This window comes from Amycolatopsis speibonae (assembly GCF_042647925.1).
Taxonomy (GTDB): domain Bacteria; phylum Actinomycetota; class Actinomycetes; order Mycobacteriales; family Pseudonocardiaceae; genus Amycolatopsis; species Amycolatopsis speibonae.
The window spans coordinates 1-15,418 of the sequence record NZ_JBHRWK010000055.1; the positions used below are offsets into that span (position 1 = coordinate 1).

16 protein-coding genes are annotated in these 15,418 nt (G+C 68.3%); 7 read left to right on the forward strand and 9 right to left on the reverse strand.

What is annotated here, in order from left to right:
• Positions 1-147: 147 nt before the first annotated feature.
• Positions 148-1,560 carry a MocR-like pyridoxine biosynthesis transcription factor PdxR gene (gene pdxR / locus ACFOSH_RS30160; RefSeq protein ID WP_378242599.1) on the reverse strand — a complete coding sequence of 471 codons (1,413 nt, stop codon included), beginning with the start codon at positions 1,558-1,560 and terminating at the stop codon, positions 148-150.
• An 80-nt stretch (positions 1,561-1,640) separates the two neighbouring features.
• On the opposite strand from pdxR, the gene ACFOSH_RS30165 reads away from it, so the two are divergent.
• Positions 1,641-2,909, forward strand: coding sequence for an MFS transporter (locus ACFOSH_RS30165; RefSeq protein ID WP_378242601.1), 1,269 nt, complete (start codon positions 1,641-1,643; stop codon positions 2,907-2,909).
• Here the strand turns inward: ACFOSH_RS30165 and ACFOSH_RS30170 are convergent.
• Together ACFOSH_RS30170 and ACFOSH_RS30175 are read right to left on the reverse strand one after the other, a co-directional pair.
• Positions 2,814-3,224 (reverse strand): hypothetical protein, encoded by a 411-nt coding sequence (locus ACFOSH_RS30170; protein ID WP_378242603.1) that lies wholly within the window; start codon positions 3,222-3,224, stop codon positions 2,814-2,816. The two genes, ACFOSH_RS30165 and ACFOSH_RS30170, sit on opposite strands and share 96 nt — an antisense overlap.
• A gap of 42 nt (positions 3,225-3,266) precedes the next feature.
• Positions 3,267-3,659, reverse strand: a complete 393-nt coding sequence (locus tag ACFOSH_RS30175; RefSeq protein WP_378242605.1) for an NUDIX domain-containing protein — start codon at positions 3,657-3,659, stop codon at positions 3,267-3,269.
• Between the two features lie 78 nt (positions 3,660-3,737).
• On the opposite strand from ACFOSH_RS30175, the gene ACFOSH_RS30180 reads away from it, so the two are divergent.
• On the forward strand, positions 3,738-4,895 hold the full coding sequence (locus ACFOSH_RS30180; protein WP_378242607.1) for an epoxide hydrolase family protein: 1,158 nt from the start codon (positions 3,738-3,740) through the stop codon (positions 4,893-4,895).
• Here ACFOSH_RS30180 and ACFOSH_RS30185 read toward each other — a convergent pair.
• Complete coding sequence (locus ACFOSH_RS30185) at positions 4,888-5,934, reverse strand: winged helix DNA-binding domain-containing protein (RefSeq protein WP_378242609.1); 1,047 nt, start codon at positions 5,932-5,934, stop codon at positions 4,888-4,890. The genes ACFOSH_RS30180 and ACFOSH_RS30185 overlap by 8 nt on opposite strands.
• Before the next feature lie 46 nt (positions 5,935-5,980).
• On the opposite strand from ACFOSH_RS30185, the gene ACFOSH_RS30190 reads away from it, so the two are divergent.
• Positions 5,981-6,367, forward strand: a complete 387-nt coding sequence (locus ACFOSH_RS30190) for a DUF6153 family protein (protein ID WP_378242611.1) — start codon at positions 5,981-5,983, stop codon at positions 6,365-6,367.
• A gap of 47 nt (positions 6,368-6,414) precedes the next feature.
• Positions 6,415-7,002: a DUF305 domain-containing protein gene (locus ACFOSH_RS30195; RefSeq protein ID WP_378242613.1), complete on the forward strand. Its 588-nt coding sequence runs from the start codon at positions 6,415-6,417 to the stop codon at positions 7,000-7,002.
• 19 nt (positions 7,003-7,021) lie between these two features.
• On the opposite strand, the gene ACFOSH_RS30200 is transcribed toward ACFOSH_RS30195, so the two are convergent.
• Positions 7,022-7,402, reverse strand: a complete 381-nt coding sequence (locus ACFOSH_RS30200) for a helix-turn-helix domain-containing protein (RefSeq protein ID WP_378242615.1) — start codon at positions 7,400-7,402, stop codon at positions 7,022-7,024.
• A 28-nt stretch (positions 7,403-7,430) separates the two neighbouring features.
• On the opposite strand from ACFOSH_RS30200, the gene ACFOSH_RS30205 reads away from it, so the two are divergent.
• Positions 7,431-8,135, forward strand: a complete 705-nt coding sequence (locus ACFOSH_RS30205; RefSeq protein ID WP_378242617.1) for a methyltransferase domain-containing protein — start codon at positions 7,431-7,433, stop codon at positions 8,133-8,135.
• Positions 8,136-8,169: 34 nt separating this feature from the next.
• Here the strand turns inward: ACFOSH_RS30205 and ACFOSH_RS30210 are convergent, their stop codons facing one another.
• A complete protein-coding gene (locus ACFOSH_RS30210) occupies positions 8,170-9,243 on the reverse strand; it encodes a SagB/ThcOx family dehydrogenase (protein ID WP_378242619.1) in 1,074 nt (357 codons plus the stop codon).
• A 257-nt stretch (positions 9,244-9,500) separates the two neighbouring features.
• Positions 9,501-12,431, reverse strand: a complete 2,931-nt coding sequence (locus ACFOSH_RS30215) for an AfsR/SARP family transcriptional regulator (protein WP_378242621.1) — start codon at positions 12,429-12,431, stop codon at positions 9,501-9,503.
• 431 nt (positions 12,432-12,862) lie between these two features.
• Between ACFOSH_RS30215 and ACFOSH_RS30220 the strand changes: the two genes are divergently transcribed.
• Together ACFOSH_RS30220 and ku are read left to right on the forward strand one after the other, a co-directional pair.
• Positions 12,863-13,141 carry a YggT family protein gene (locus ACFOSH_RS30220; protein ID WP_378242623.1) on the forward strand — a complete coding sequence of 93 codons (279 nt, stop codon included), beginning with the start codon at positions 12,863-12,865 and terminating at the stop codon, positions 13,139-13,141.
• Positions 13,142-13,198: 57 nt separating this feature from the next.
• Positions 13,199-14,140, forward strand: a complete 942-nt coding sequence (gene ku / locus ACFOSH_RS30225; RefSeq protein WP_378242625.1) for a non-homologous end joining protein Ku — start codon at positions 13,199-13,201, stop codon at positions 14,138-14,140.
• On the opposite strand, the gene ACFOSH_RS30230 is transcribed toward ku, so the two are convergent.
• Both ACFOSH_RS30230 and ACFOSH_RS30235 read right to left on the reverse strand, forming a co-directional pair.
• Positions 14,127-14,756, reverse strand: a complete 630-nt coding sequence (locus ACFOSH_RS30230; protein WP_378242627.1) for a B3/B4 domain-containing protein — start codon at positions 14,754-14,756, stop codon at positions 14,127-14,129. The two genes, ku and ACFOSH_RS30230, sit on opposite strands and share 14 nt — an antisense overlap.
• 11 nt (positions 14,757-14,767) lie before the next feature.
• Entirely contained in the window at positions 14,768-15,379 is a 612-nt protein-coding gene (locus ACFOSH_RS30235; RefSeq protein WP_378242629.1) for a LysE family translocator, read from the reverse strand.
• Positions 15,380-15,418: the final 39 nt, after the last annotated feature.

Sequence of the window (15,418 nt, forward strand, 5' to 3'; positions counted from 1 at the left end):
ACCGGACGAAAACCCATAGCCACACCAGGATTCTCCCAGCATCACCAGCCCACACCAAAATCATCACCAGCAGGTCGCCCCAAAACGCAACAGCCTCTGTGATGTGGCGAAAGTCCCCTTCATCACCCGACACGCTTGCCGTACTCCTCAGCGGAAGCACTCCCCGAGCCGCGAGAGCCCTTCATCGATCCGATCGGCCCCGACCAGCCCGTAGCCGATCACCAACCCATCGCGCGTTCCCCCATACGTGGACAGGCTTTCGACGGCCACCCCAGCCCGCGAAGCCTTCGCGATGACGTCGTCCACAGTGACCGTCGCTTGTGGATTCATCAACGCGCACAGATGGAGTCCCGCGCTCGACGGGACGACGTCCAGCACGCCCCGCGTTCCGCCGCGCGCGAAGGCCAGGATCCGGTCCCGTCGCACCGAATACTCCCGGGTGGCCTTGCGCACGTGACGGGAGAGCAGGCCTTCGTCGATGAAGCTCGCCAACGCCGCTTGGGTGACGAGGTCGCCGTGCCAGTCCATCAGTTGCTTCGCCTGCCGCAACGCCGGGCGCAGTGACGTCGGTGCGACGAGGAAACCGAGTCGCAGCAGAGGAAGCAGGGTCTTCGAGAACGATCCGACGTAGAGCACCCTGCCACCGTGGTCCAGGCTTTGAAGCGGTTCGAGCGGTCGCTCCGAGAAGCGGTACTCGCTGTCGTAATCGTCCTCGACGATCACCGCGTCGTTCCGCTCCGCCCACGCCAGCAGCGCCGTCCTCCTGGCGAGCGACATCGGCGTGCCGAGCGGGAACTGGTGCGATGGCGTCGTATAGATCAGGCGGGTGCCCTTGGTGAGCGCGGTGACGTCGAGGCCTTCGGCGTCCACCGGTACCTTCGTGACCCGGGCGCCGAGAGCGGTGAAGAGCCGCTCGGCCGGGGGATAGCCGGGGTCTTCGACGGCGACCCGCGTGCCGGGTTCGATCAGGACTCGGCCGATCAGGTCCAGGGCTTGTTGCGCCCCTTGGGTGACCAGGACGTCCTCGCCGCCGGCGCGCACCGACCGGGCGGCGCCGACGTGCCGGGCGATCGCCACCCGCAGCGCTTCGAGACCGGCCGGGTCGGCGTAACCCGACGGCGGCAGCAACGCGGGCCGAAGCGCCTGGCTCACCAGCCGTCGCCAGGTCCGCAGGGGGAACAGGGCCGGATCCGGGACGCCGACGCGGAAGTCGAAGGCGGGAGCGGACCGGTCGGCGCCGAGCTGGGCCGGAAGCGAACGCCACCGGGCGATGGGTCGCACTCCGGTGCCCTCCGGAGCGGCACGCTCCGAACGTGCCACGGGATCGGCGCTGACGAACGTCCCGCGTCCGACATGGCTGCTGAGGAAGCCTTCCGCGGTGAGCCGTTCGTAGGCGACGGCGACCGTGTTGCGCGAGACGTCGAGTTCGCGGGCCAGTTCCCTGGTCGGTGGCAGGCGTTCCCCGGGGCGTAAGCGCCCGTCGAGGATACCGTCGCGGAGCTGGCGGTAGATCCGCGCGGCCAGGTCGGTGTGACCGTCGAGGCTGATGTGGAACGGCACGGCCTGAGCCTATATTGGCCCAACCGTAATGTCGGATATTGGAACTGGGATGTGGCCAATCCGCCGTCTAACTTGAGTCCATGAAGTCCACGAAGAGACTGGCCTTGGCCCAGCTGATCAGCTCCGTCGGCGACGGCGCCTACTACGTCAGCTCGGCCCTGTACTTCACGCTGATCGTCGGGCTTTCGCCCGCGCAGGTCGGCCTCGGCCTCACCGTGGGCTGGGCGGCGGGCTCGGTGGCCGGAGTCGCGCTGGGACATCTGGCCGACCGTCGCGGGCCGAAGGGGACGGCCGTCTTCCTGGGACTCGGCACCGCCGCGTCGGTCACGGCGTTCCTCTTCGTCGATTCGGTCGTCGCGTTCGTGCTCGCGGCCTGCGTCTACGCCTGCTTCCAATGCGGCCTCGGCGCGGCGAGGCAGGCGTTGCTCGCCGCCCTGATCGACCCGGCAGAGCGCACGACGTTCCGGGCCCGGCTGCAGGCGATGTCCAACGCGGGGATCGCGACCGGCGCGGCGCTCGGCGGGGTCGCGCTGGCGCTCGGCACGCGAGAAGCCTTCCTGACCGTCTTCGTCATCGACGCGCTGGCTTTCGTCGTCGCGGCTCTCGTCCTCCGCAAGGTGCCTTCGGTGGCACCGGTGCCGGTGAAGACCGGCGAGCCGTCCGTGGCCGTGCTCCGCGACCGTCCATACGCGCTGCTGGCGCTGCTCAACATGATCATGTTGCTCTACATGCCGCTGTTCAGCCTGGTCCTGCCGCTGTGGATCTCGACGAAGACCGCCGCCCCCGGCTGGCTGGTCTCGGCGATGCTGGTGCTCAACACGGCGAGCGTGGTGGTCTTCCAGGTTCGCGTGGCGCGCGGTGTGACCGGCCTGCGCAGCGCCTCGCGCTACGCCCGGTACGCGGGCTTGCTGCTCTTCCTCTCCTGCTTGATCTTCTCGTTCTCCGCCCTGAGCAGTTCCGCGTGGGCGGCGGCGCTGGTCCTGCTCGCGGGGGCCGCGTTGCAGGTGGTGGGGGAGATGGCCCAGGCCGCGGGCTCGTGGGAGATCGGCTTCGGGCTCGCCCCCGACGGCAAACAAGGCCAGTACCAGGGGCTCTTCGGGGCCGGGACCGCTGTCGCCCGCATGCTCGGCCCGGTGCTGCTGACCGGCCTGATCCTGGTGGGCGGCGCGGCGGGCTGGGTGGTGCTGGGCGGGCTGTTCCTGCTGGCGGGCGTGTTCACCACACCCGCCGTTCGCTGGGCGGAGCGGACCAGGTCACTGCGGCGTGAACTTGAGGACGGCGGCACGGTCGCCCACGCCGAGAAGCTTGATCGCAAGGTCGTTGTAGGTCAGCTCGCTGCCCGTCCATAGCTTGGCTTTGAAGTCCTTGCCCGTCCCCGAGGCCTCGCATTTTCCGGAGCAGGATCCGCCCTGACGCTTCCCGATGCCCCTGGCGATCAGCATGACGGTTTCGCCGTCCACGGACTGCACGCTCACGGATTCGACGTTGGTCCGGGCCGGGAGCGCCACTTTCGCGCCCACCGGTGCGCTCACCTCGCAGAGGCCGTCGGAGCAGGCGGAGAGATCGGCGCCGTCCGCGGGCTTCGGGGGCCCGGCGGGGGAGGGCGAACCGCAGCCCGCCACGAGAGCGAGTGCGGCGAGGGGCAGGAGAAGGCGTCGACGCATGCCGGAGAGCGTAGGAAGGTCCACTCGGGACTGGTCCCGGAATCAGCCCTCGAGTGCTTGGCGGAAGTGCTCGGCGAGGTCGAGTCCGGCGGCTTCTTCCCGGTTATACCAGGCGAAGGCGTCGTGTTCCTCGGGATTGAGCACGACTTCGCCCGGTTCCCCTTCGGTGAGTTCGTACACGGCGGCGTGGATCCGCATCGGCCTGCCCTCGACGTCGTCCCAGCTGTGGGCGCCGCGTTCGCCGGTGACCCGGACGGTCAGCCCGGTCTCCTCGGCGAACTCGCGGACCGCGGTCTCCCGCGACTGTTCGCCCGGCTCGACGGTGCCGCCCGGCAGTTCCCAGTGGCCACCGAGGAAGGACCCCGGCCGCCGCCGGATGAACAGGATCTTCCCGTCGCGGATGAGCCTGCCGTAGGCCAAGTACTTGTCCGTCACCAGCGCATCTTCCCCTACCCGGGACACTTCTCCGATCGAGGACAGAAACTGTCCGCAATGCCTCGTAGCGTGGGCTTCATGGAAAACACCGAGATCCGCCCCTTCCGCCTCGACGTCCCCCAGGAGCAGCTGGACGAACTGCGCGCGAAGCTCACCAGCGCGCGCTGGCCCGCTCCGCTCCCCGGGGACGGGTGGGACACCGGAGTGCCGGTTTCCTGGCTGCGCGGACTCGCCGAATACTGGCGCGACAGCTACGACTGGCGTGCCGCGGAGCGCGAGATCAACCGCTTTCCGCAGTTCACCACCGAGATCGACGGACAGCACATCCACTTCTTGCACGTCCGTTCGCCAGAGGCCGACGCGACCCCGCTGATCCTCACGCACGGCTGGCCGGGTTCGGTGGTGGAGTTCCTGGACGTCATCGGTCCGCTCACCGACCCGAAAGCGCACGGTGGCGACGCGGCGGACGCGTTCCACCTCGTGATCCCGTCGCTGCCCGGCTTCGGTTTCTCGGGCCCTGTCTCGGATTCCGGCTGGACCATGCCGAGGATCGGCCGCGCCTGGGCGGAGCTGATGCGACGGCTCGGGTACGAGCGCTACGGCGTGCAGGGCGGCGACCTCGGCGCTTCCGTGTCGCCGGAGGTGGGCCGCTCGGCTCCGGACAAGGTGATCGGCGTGCACGTCAACGGCGGCCTGACGCCGATGCCCCCGATGTCGCTTTCGGAAGAGGAACTCACCTCGCTCACCGACCTCGAACGCGACCGCATCCGGCGCATCGGCGCTTTCATGCAGGAGGAGTTCGGGTACATCGCGATCCAGTCGACGCGGCCGCAGACCCTCGGCTACGGGCTCGTGGACTCCCCGGTCGCGCAGCTGGCCTGGATCATGGACAAGTTCCGCGAGTGGACGCATCCGCGCCCGACGCTGCCCGAGGAGATCATCGGCCGGGACAGGTTGCTGACCAACGTCATGTTCACCTGGCTCACCGGTACCGCGGCTTCGTCCGCGTACGTCGGCTACGCGCAGGCGGAAACCTGGGGAGCCGTCGAGAAGAACTCCGGCGTGCCGACGGCGGCGCTGATCTTCGCGCACGACGTCGGGATCCGGCGGTACTCGGAGGACGCGCACACGATCGTGCGGTGGACCGACGTCGATCGCGGTGGTCACTTCGCGGCGATGGAAGAGCCTGAGATCCTGGTCGCCGACGTGCGGGAATTCTTCCGGTCCCTCAAATGACGAGCACGGCCGTTTCCCCGAGGAACCGGCCGTAATCGTCCACTTCGGACTCCAACCCGGTGACGGCGGACCGCGAAAGCGTGGCGAAGGGTTCGATGACGACCTTCGTCTGCTTCGCGGTCCGCTTGGTGTGCCAGGTTCCGGCGATCCTGCCGTCGACCAGCACGGTCGGCGCGATCATCCCGCCGCCGGAGTTGACGCGTTTCGCCTCGGCCGGATCGAGGAGCAGATCACGGTCGCGGTAACCCAGCAGACAGGTGTCGAAGGCGCCGAGCAGGCGCGGGGGGCACGGGGGCGCGGAAAGCTCGGTCTCGGCGAGGGCGAAGCCGCCGCCGGCGGGAACGAGATCCAGCTTGCCGAAGGCCTCGCGGCAGAGCCCGAGCGGCAGTCCGGACCAGGCGCCGAAGTCCTCGGCCGTCGCGATGCCATACGCGGTCAGGTAGCGATGGGCGAGTTCCGCGTGCGGCTCGTCCGGGATGTGATCCTCAGCGGTCCACTCGTCGAGGAGTACGTACGTCGGCTCCGCGCCGTCGTCCTGGCCTCGGCACAGCAGCCCGCGGTTGGCCGCATACGCCAGGAGGTGGGCCGGTGCCTGGGACTTCGCGTCGAGCACGATGCCGTCGGCGGCCAAGCCGTCGACGATCTCCCGCCGGGTGAGCGCCTTGCCCGGCAAGAGATCCTGGAGGCGCTTCAGCGCGCGTTCGCAGAGTTCGTCGGTGAGGTCCAGTTGCCGTCGGCGTCCCTGCCCCGCCTGGGCGTTGCGCGGACCGAACAGCCGGTTCAGCCAACGGAGATCCGCCGACGGCACGAGGTGGAGTGTCTTGCGCATCAGCCAGGTGCGCGCCACCGCGCGGGACCCGTCGACGTCCGGCGCGGTCAGGCCCCGGCCGCGGGCCCGGATCGCGAGCCTGGCGGCGGGACTCGACTGCGCCTGGATCGCGGCGACGGACCTGGCCACGTCGAGCACGTCCGCGGCCGGGGTGCCGAGCAGTTGCGCGCGGGCGCGGACAGCGCGGATGTCGTCGTCGGACAGCGTCACCCGGTGACGATCTCATGGGCGTGAGCGGTTCGGCTACGGTGGAGCCGTGACCCAGTCCTCGTACCCGGCCGCCCTGCGGTGGCTGTTGTTGTGCGTGGTGGCGCTGGGACTGGTCGGGATGCATCACGTCATCGCCGGAGCCGGTCACGGCGCGGGGCACGAGACCGCCGCGGTCGCGATGGCGGATCCGTGTTGTGCGGACACTCCTTCGCACGACGACGGCGGACCTGCTGAACACAGTGGACTGCACCTGTGTCTCGCGGTCCTCGCCGCGGCCGTGTTGCTGATCGTCACCTGGTTGCTCGTCCGGACAGAACGGATGGTGCGGGCCGGGAAGTCGCGGCAGGGCGGTGGTGCGGCCCCGGGCCGTGATCCGCCGCGCTGGAGACCGGTTCTCCGGCACTTGTCCTTCCTCTGCGTGTCGCGGGTGTGACAGGCGAGCACGTCTCGTCCTACCCGAAACCGACTTGAGGAAGAACCATGACCAGCAGGAAACTGGTCGGGGCGGCCCTCGCCGCCCTGGCCTCCTTCGTCGTGCTCGCCGGCTGCGCCGGTTCCGACACCGCTTCCAGCGGGCACGACATGTCCACGATGAAGGCGCCGGACCCCCAGCAGGCCGGGCACAACCAGGCCGACGTCACGTTCGCGCAAGGGATGATCCCGCACCACGAACAGGCGCTCGAGATGGCGAAACTCGTCGACGGCCGCACCCGCGACGCGAAGGTCGTCGATCTCGCCGCCCGGATCAAGCAGGCGCAGGACCCGGAAATCCGGCAGCTGACCGGATTGCTGAAGGGCTGGGGAGCGGCGCCTTCGGGTGAGCACTCCGCGCACGGCTCGATGTCCGGCATGATGACCGAGGACGATCTCGCGAAACTCGGCCAAGCCAAGGGCGCCGCGTTCGACAAGCAGTGGCTGGAAATGATGGTCAAGCATCACGAGGGCGCGCTCGCGATGGCGAAGACAGCGTTGCAGCAGGGCAGCAACGCCGAGGTGAAAGCGTTGGCGCGGAAGGTGATCGACGGTCAACAGGCCGAGATCACCGAGATGCGCACGCTCCTCGGCTGAGTCAGACGGTGGCGCGGGCTCATCCGGCCCGCGCCACCGCCTCGCGGAAATGCGCGCACTGGGTGAAGTCGTCGTGCTCGCACCCGAGAGCGCAGTCGATGATCGCGAGCGAGGCCTGCGCGGCCGCGATGCGTCGCGTGAGTTCTTCCTTGTGCCGCTTGAGAACCGTTTCCCGCGCGCCGGGTTTCTGGAACATCTCACGGATTCCGTCGAGGCTGAGACCGGCTTCCTTCGCCCGCAGGATGACCGCGATCCGGTAGAGGTCGGCGTCGTCGTACCGCCTCCGGTCGCCCGACCGCGCCGGTGCGAGGAGGCCGACGGATTCCCAATGGCGCAGGACGTGCGTCGCCAGGCCGAAGCGCTCCGCGACCTCGCCGACGCTCAAGGTGCTTGACTTCATGTCGTCATTAAGTCGGACGATCTTCGGTATGTCCATGATGCAGCGGCTCGACGCCGCCGAAGCCTTGCCGGGAGCCGCCGAACTGCGGGCCCGGACCTACGAGCTGCTCCGGCTCGACCCCGGTTCCGCGGTGCTCGACGTCGGCTGTGGCGCCGGGCTGGCCGTGGCCGAGTTGTCGTCGCTGGGATTCCGCGCCGTCGGAGTCGATCTCTCGGCGGAGATGGTCGACGAGGCCCGGCGGCGTTCGCCCGAGGCGGAATTCCTGACCGGGGACGCTTACGCGCTGCCTGTCGACGGCGGGTTCGCGGGATACCGGGCGGACAAGGTGTTCCACGAACTGGCGGAGCCGGAGCGCGCCCTCGCGGAGGCGCGGCGGGTTCTGGCCCCGGGCGGGCGGATCGTGTTGTCCGGGCACGACTGGGAGGCGCTCGTGATCGATTCCTCTTATCCGGCACTGACGCGGGAGATCGTGCGCGCCCGGGCTTCGCAGGTCACCACGCCCCGGATCGCGCGCGGGTTCCGGCGGTTGCTGGCAGGGAGCGGGTTTCGTGAGGTTTCGGTGGAGGCGGTCGTCGGGTTCTTCGGTGGAGAGCCGTTCGTGCGCGGGCTGGTGGAGGTGGCCGTGCGCGTGGGTGCGGTTTCCGTCGCGGAGGGCGAGGTTTGGCTGGCGGACCAGGTCGACGGCGGGGATGCGATCGCCGTACCGCAGTTCGTGGCCTGTGGGGTGGTTTGAGCTTAACGTCAGCGCCTTTCCGGCAAGACGGTCGTCACACGCGAGTGCCGAGCACCGACATGCCGAGCACCAGCTCGTTCGCCGGGTCGCAGCCCAGGAGGTCCTCGACCAGTTCGTCGCGCAGCGCCGCGGTGAACGTGACGTTCAGCCCGAGCGCCGTCGCCAGCAGGTAGACGGTCTGGCTGAGATGCCCGACGTCCATCAACAGCACCCGATACGTCCGGCTCACCGAGTACTTCCACTGGTTCCGCTCGATGACGCTGGTGTAGATCAGCAGCGCGCCGGCGTTCCCGGTCCAGTGCTGATCGCCGGCGAGCGCGATCAGCTCGTCGTCGTCGATCTTGCCGTCCAGCGGCGTGAGCCCGTGCCGGAAGCCGTCGTAGCGGTAGACCCCTCGATCCAGGCCTTCGACGTTCCTCGCGTAGACGTACACCTCTGTCGGATGCCTCGCCCCGCCCGACGGGCTCGTCTTGAAGACGTTCCCGGTGGCGGGGATGTCGGAATGGGTTTCCGGCCTCGTCGGCCGGGCTGCCGTCAGGAGTGCGCTCAAATCGCGCAGTGGCAGGGGTTCTTCGCCGAACTCGCGGGTGCTTCTGCGCTTGTTCAGCGCGTCGCCGAGCCCGATGGCGTTCAGCGGCTCCGGCGACGGTTCGGGCAGCGCTATCGAGTGATATTCGCCCGAAGGCCTGACCGGAGAAGGCGGAGGGCTGGCCTTCGCCTTCTCCAGCAGGGTTTTCGCCGTTGTTTCGCTGGTCGTGAACTCGGTCTCACGCAAGGATCGGGTACCGAAGTGAAACGCCCGCGCGGACGTTCCCCAAGGACCCCAATCCCGAAGGATCTCTTCTTCCCGCTGTTGCCGGGAAGAACCTTTGACCACCAGCACGTCGTACCGGATCATCGCTCGCGCGATACGGACGAGCTTTTCCCCTGTCTCGGGATTGTCATCCGCTTCACGAACCGATTCCGGCTCTCGCCAAGAACTGAACCAACGCAGGACGCGCTCGGTTCCTTCGGCGAGTTTGAGCTGGCGATGTCCGAGGTGGTCGTCCCAGACGACGTCACCATCGGACCAATAGAGCGTTCCACAAGAGGAAACCCTTACCAGCATCGGAAGTCTTGTGCCCCAGTCCCCAGTAATACTTTCCGAATACTTCAGGTCATTCAGTGTCGCGAACGGAAAGGAGGTCCACCGTTCGGCGGCGGCTCGAAGCCGCCCCAAGTGCTCTGTGCCTTGTACTCCGCTTCGAGCTCGTACAAGAACTCATCGTCATCATCATCGTGCATGTCGCCGATCCTCTCCGTGAGCGGTTACTCCGGTCAAGCGAATATACCTACGCCATCAGGGTACCGGAGCAAAACGGAGAATTACGCCGAGTAATCGTTCAAGTGCTGTTTGAGTTCGCGAACGTCAGGCGACTCCGAGATACCGAGATCGGTGTACAAGCGCAAAGCGAACCGGCGATGACGTTCCGCATTCAGGCGCTCACCGAGAATGTCGAAAGCGCCCGCCAACTCCTTGTGGGCGATGGGCAGCATGCTGCGATTCCCGGTCGATTCGAGCACTTCCATCGCGGTCCTGAACTGGGTGACCGCGAGTGTGCCATCGCCGAGTGCACGCGAATTGATACCGAGAGCGAGAAGGCATTCCGCCTCGAGATCGGGTGATTCGTTCTCGTGAGCCAGTCTCAGCGCTTGGTCGAGTTCCTCGGCGGCTTCCGCATAGCGACTGTTCTCGGCGAGGATCAGCCCGATCCGATGCCTGGCACGGGCCTCGATGAGCACGCTGCCGTGGGCATGGGCGGTCTCGCGGACCCAGCCGAGATGCTCGATCGCCTCGTCCGACTCGCCCTTGAGCCAGTGGGTGACGCCCGAATTGCCCCTGGCCCGGCACTGCATCCGCACGTCGCCGGTGGTCGAGGCCAGTTCGAACACCTCGTTGAACAGCCTGTTCGCCTCGGTGAACTCGTTGAGCCGCCACAAGGTCAGCGCGTACATGTGCAGGGCCTGGTACTCGAGGACCACGTTGCCCGTCACCCGCGCGGCGGACAGGGCGAGGGTCTCCAGCTCCCTGGCCTGGCGGTAGTAGCCGCGGTTGTCGAAGTAACGCCAGACCGCCGAGCAGAAGAGCACGAGATCCGAATAGCGCTGGTGGTTGTTCATCGCGACGGCCACCGGCAGGACGTTCTGCCACTGGGTGTCCATCCAGTGCGCGGCCTGGTCGTACCCGGCGAAGGACTGCCCGTACTCGCTCTTCGGCACCTCGAGGCCGCCCGGCTCCTCCTCGGAGTCCGGGTCGATGAAGTCCATCGCGGCCGCGACGGTGCTGCGGTAGTAGTCGAACAGCCGCCGCATCATCGCTTCGCGCTGGTGTTCGGGCTCCTCGGCCAGCAGGAGCTCACGGCCGTAGCTGCGGAGGAGGTCGTGCATCTCGTAGCGGTCCATCGACGGCTGCCGCAGGAGGTTCACGTCGACGAGGCGTTCGGCGAGGCGGCGGGCTTCGCCGAAGTCCACTTCCGCCAAGGCCGCCGTCGAAGGGAGGTCGAACGCGGCGCCGGGATGATGGCTCAACCGGCGGAACACCCGCCGTTCGGCTTCGGTCAAGTTCAGATAGGACACTCGGAACGCGCCCGCGACGTCCCGTTCCCCCGCGGTGAGCTCGCCGAACTTGTTCCGTTCGTCGCGCAGCTGCCTGGCGACGAAGTCGAGCGTCCAGGACGCTCGCGCTCGCAGCCTGCTCGCCGTGACGGCCAGCGCGAGCGGGAGGTCGCCGCACAGGCTCGCGACCTGGTCGGCGGCGTCGGGGGATTCCCGCTTCAGCCGGGAGGGCCCGACGATGCGGCCGAGCAGGTCCACCGCGTCCGCCCGGCTGAACGGTTCCAGGGAGAGCAGTGCGGCGCCGTCGAGGTCCACGAGCCGGGTCCGGCTGGTGATCAGCACGCAGCAACCCGCCGAACCGGGCAGCAGCGGATTCACCTGCGTCGCCCCGATGGCGTTGTCCAGCACCACGAGCACGCTTTTGCCGGCGAGACAGCTGCGGAACAGCGCCGCACGCTGGTCGGTCCCGGCGGGGATGTCCGAACCCTGGATGCCCAGCGACCGCAGCAGCGCCTCAAGCGCGGTCCCCGGGTCCACCGGGTCGCCCGCCGGTGAGAATCCTTCGAGGTTCACGAAGAGCTGTCCGTCGGGGAACAGCGGGGCGAGCCGGTGCGCGGCGTGGACGGCCAGCGCGGTCTTGCCGACCCCGGGCATACCGTCGATCGCGATCAGCCGCGGCCCCGCCGTGGAGTCGTCCTGGCCGACTTCGAGCACGGTCCGCAGTTCCGCGGCGCGGCCGCCGAACGCGGGGAGGTCCGCAGGAAGCTGCGCCGGGCGGGGGAAGAGCGCCTTCCGCGCGTCCGCGTCCTCGCGTCGCCCGCCGGTGTCCATCCCGGCCCGGAGCCCGCCGACGCCGTACCGGACGAGGGCGCCGTCCTCCATCAGCTCGGCGTCGGTGCGCAGGATCTGCTGGTGGAGCGCGCTCAGCTCGGTACTCGGGTCGACGCCGAGTTCTTCGGCGAGCGCGGTCCTGGTCCGGTCGAACGTCCGGAGCGCGTCGGCGCTGCGGCCCGCCCGGTAGAGCGCCAGCATGGTCAGGCACTGCAGGGTCTCGCGGGTGGGATGCCAGGCGGAGAGGTCGAAGGCCTCGCGGGCGGCCGCTTCGGTCTCGCCGAGCCGGAGCCTGGCGCCGATCAGGAGCTCAGAGGCGGCGATGCGTTCTTCGTCGAGCCTTCGCGCTGTCTGCTCGATGGCGTCGCCTTCGAGACCGTCGAAGGCGGGGCCACGCCAGAGCGCGAGCCCGTCCGCGAGTTTGGCGGCCGCCTGGGAGAGCAGTCCGGCCGCCAGGAACTCGGCGCCCTGGTTGTAGTCCGCTTCGAAGCGGACCGAGTCGACAGAGGCGCTGCTGGTGACGACGCGGTACGCGGAGCCGGTGGTGACCACGGCGGACCGCGCCACGCCGAGGTCGTTCCGCAGCCGCGCGATCGCGTTGCTGACCTGGCGGACCGCGGTCTTCGGCGGGCTTTCCGGCCACATCGTGCCGATCAGGTACGACACCGGGACCAGCCTGCCCGCGTTGATCAGCAGGGACGCGAGGAGTCGTTGTTCGCGGCGTCCGCCGAGCCGGACGGGGGCGCCGTCGACCTCGGCTTCGAGCGGACCGAGGACGGAGAAACTGAGCTGGGATCGCTGGCCGGTGTGCATCGGGTCGCCGGGGGTTCGGGCCGATTCCGCCGAATCGGGTAAACGATCAGCGGTCATATGCGACTATGTCGTCCGAGACCGTGAGCGTGCTCACGCACTACCTCCAGTCCGTTCGCCGGCTGACCGGCACCCTAGCCCACAGCCTCGGCCTCCAGCCAGGTCGGCGCGGGGTACGCCTGCGGCATTCGGCCTAACGGGCGCGTCCGTGCCTGCCTCGAATCCGGTCTGATTCTACGCCCGGCCGCCCCTGAACTGCGCGGATACCAGGCGGTGGAGAGCCGATGTAATTCCGATGCAGGGCCTTGGAAAGCTGAAAGCATCAGCTGGCGGGCTCGGCGCGACGGGGCAGCGCGCCGAAACCGTGTAGGGGCTCCGCGGCGGTTGGCCTTCGAACTGGGGGTGGCCAACCGCCCTGGTAGCCCCTTTTTCCTGTCGCAGGCTGCTCCCGGCAACGCACGGCACACTGGAACAAAGAGGAGTGTGCCGTCATGAGTGCTCTTGGCAGTCTGGTGGGAGTCCTGCTCACCCTGTTCCTGATCGTGCTCGTCGTCCGGATGGTGCTGGACTGGGCCGTCAACCTCGCCACCCGGCTGCCCGCCTGGTCGTTCCGGGCGCGCGGGATCACCCACCGGCTGACCGAGCCCGTGCTGGCGCCGGTCCGGCGCGTGGTCCGTCCGGTGCGGGCCGGTGGGGTGGCGTTCGATCTCGCCTTCACCCTCGTGTTCCTCGCGGTCGTGCTTCTGCAGTCCCTCGCGTTCAGCCTCTGACCAGGTGTGATCCGCCGCTGTTCCGGGTATCAGGCGCAGGACGAGAGGAGTGCGCCCATGCGCCCGGTCTGGAGCGGTTCGCTTTCACTCGGCCTGGTGACGGTGCCGGTCCGGCTGTACAGCGCGGTCGAGGACCACACGGTGCACTTCCGCCAGTTCCAGCGCGGCACCCAGGACCGCGTCCGGTACCGGCGGGTGAACGAGCGCACCGGTAAGGAAGTCGACTTCGACGACATCGTCAAGGGTTACGAGCTCGACAGCGGCGAGTACGTGGTCGTCGAACCCGGCGAGCTCGACGAGATCGCTCCTGGCCGGTCGAAGTCGCTCGACATCGAGAGCTTCGTCGAGCTGGACGCCATCGACCCGATGTTCTTCGACAAGACGTACTGGCTCGCGCCCGTGAAGGACGAGTTCGAGCGTCCGTACGCGTTGCTGCTCGAAGCGATGCGTTCGTCGGGCAAGGCCGGGATCGCGAAGTTCGTCATGCGCGGCCGCGAGTACCTGGCGCTGGTCCGTGCGGGCGACGGCGTCATGGTGCTCAACACCCTGCATTTCGCCGCCGATTTGCGGGATCCCGCCGAGCAGCTGCCGGATCTGCCGGGCAAGGCCAAGGCACGTGGCAAGGAACTCGACATGGCCGTCGACCTGATCGACGCGATGAGCGACGACTGGCGGCCCGAGGAGTACCGCGACACCTACACCGATCGCGTCCGGAAACTGATCAAAGCCAAGAAGAAGGGCGAGACCATCACGCCCGCCACCGAACCCGGTGAGCCGACGAAGGTCGTCGACCTGTTCGAGGCGCTCTCGAAGAGCGTGGAGAGCGGGAAGGCCAAGAAGTCCGGGGCGAAGAAGCCGCCACAGAAAAAGCCCTCGAAGAAGAAGGACCTGTCCTCGTTGTCGAAGGCGGATCTGGAGAAGCTCGCGCGGGAGCGGGACATCAAGGGGCGTTCGAAGATGACGCGTGCAGGGCTGGAGAAGGCGCTCAAGGCCTCCTGAGTTCGTCCGCGATGGTCTCGATCAGCAGCCGGACATCCTCGGCCGCCGTCCCGTGCAGTCCTTCGGAAACGATCAGCACGTCGGACGTCGTGGCGGAGACCGCGGAATGCCCGCTCTGCCGGTTCGTCCACCGCCGCGCGTGGGCTTGGCCGTCTTCGTCGGCGAAGATCACCTCGCCCGGGTTCGGATGCTCGACAGTGCCCGCGAAGGTCACGTACTTCTCGTCGCCTCGCGCGTGGCGGACTTCGAGCGAGCCGCTGATCTTCGCGACGTCGAGCACCGCGACTGGGATGGCGTAGGCGACCGAAACCGCGTTGCAGAGGTCGATCACCGGGTGGATCCGGGGGAGCGTGCCCTCTTTCCGCAGCCGGCGCAGCAGCGATTCCGAGGCGCAGCGGTACTGCGTCGGCTTCAAGCCCATCTTGGCGAACGCCCGGCGCCATGCCTGGATCTCGGGGAACTCCGATTCCGGGCCGTCCGCGAGCCGTCGCGTCGCCCGCGCGACGAACTTCTCGAGGTCGACAGGCATTTCGGGGGTGATACCGGTGGCCTGGAGCGTGCCGACGGCGAGGGTGGGGTGCTCGGCGCGGACGTCGGGGTGGTGCTGGAGTCGCATGGGAGACCTGTCTACTGGGTGGTGAACGCGAGCTTGGCGCCGAGCACGGCGAAGGAACCGGCGAAGACCCGCCGCGCCCAGGCGAGCACGCGCGGCCGGGAAAGGACGTGGTGGCGCACGCCGGCGGCGAGGATGCCGTACACGCTGAACACCACGAACGTCGCCAGCATGAACACCCCGCTCAGCAGCAGCATCCGAGGGACGGAACCGGGCTCGCCCGCCGGGACGAACTGGGGCAAGAACGCGAAGAAGAACAGCGTCAGCTTCGGGTTCAGGACGTTGATCAGCACGCCGGAAGTGATGGTCCGCAAGGCCGACGCGGGTTCGGGATCTCCCTCGACGACGAGCGCTTCCCGGTCCTTCAGCGTCGCCCATGCCATGTAGAGCAGGTAGGCCACGCCGAGGTACTTGAGGATTTCGAACGCCACCGCGCTCGCGTGCAGCAGCGCCGCGAGGCCGGTGACCGCGGCGACCATGTGGGGGACGATCCCGAGGGTGCAGGCGGTCGCGGCGAGGACACTCGCGCGTCTCCCGCGGGACAGCCCGGCGGAAAGGGTGTAGACCACACCGGTTCCGGGCGTGGCGACCACGATCAGAGTGGTGATCAGGAAGGCGATACTCACGAAGACCACTCTGCGCGCCCTTTGGTCCCACGAACAGGG

Excerpts from the sequence above, each read along its gene's own strand:
- ACFOSH_RS30215 (WP_378242621.1), bottom strand. The coding sequence starts at position 12,431 with ATGACCGCTGATCGTTTACCCGATTCGGCGGAATCGGCCCGAACCCCC.
- ACFOSH_RS30180 (WP_378242607.1), top strand. The coding sequence starts at position 3,738 with ATGGAAAACACCGAGATCCGCCCCTTCCGCCTCGACGTCCCCCAGGAG.
- ACFOSH_RS30220 (WP_378242623.1), top strand. The coding sequence starts at position 12,863 with ATGAGTGCTCTTGGCAGTCTGGTGGGAGTCCTGCTCACCCTGTTCCTG.
- ACFOSH_RS30170 (WP_378242603.1), bottom strand. The coding sequence starts at position 3,224 with ATGCGTCGACGCCTTCTCCTGCCCCTCGCCGCACTCGCTCTCGTGGCG.
- ACFOSH_RS30205 (WP_378242617.1), top strand. The coding sequence starts at position 7,431 with ATGTCCATGATGCAGCGGCTCGACGCCGCCGAAGCCTTGCCGGGAGCC.
- ACFOSH_RS30230 (WP_378242627.1), bottom strand. The coding sequence starts at position 14,756 with ATGCGACTCCAGCACCACCCCGACGTCCGCGCCGAGCACCCCACCCTC.
- ku (WP_378242625.1), top strand. The coding sequence starts at position 13,199 with ATGCGCCCGGTCTGGAGCGGTTCGCTTTCACTCGGCCTGGTGACGGTG.
- ACFOSH_RS30195 (WP_378242613.1), top strand. The coding sequence starts at position 6,415 with ATGACCAGCAGGAAACTGGTCGGGGCGGCCCTCGCCGCCCTGGCCTCC.
- ACFOSH_RS30200 (WP_378242615.1), bottom strand. The coding sequence starts at position 7,402 with ATGAAGTCAAGCACCTTGAGCGTCGGCGAGGTCGCGGAGCGCTTCGGC.
- ACFOSH_RS30165 (WP_378242601.1), top strand. The coding sequence starts at position 1,641 with ATGAAGTCCACGAAGAGACTGGCCTTGGCCCAGCTGATCAGCTCCGTC.
- ACFOSH_RS30210 (WP_378242619.1), bottom strand. The coding sequence starts at position 9,243 with ATGCTGGTAAGGGTTTCCTCTTGTGGAACGCTCTATTGGTCCGATGGT.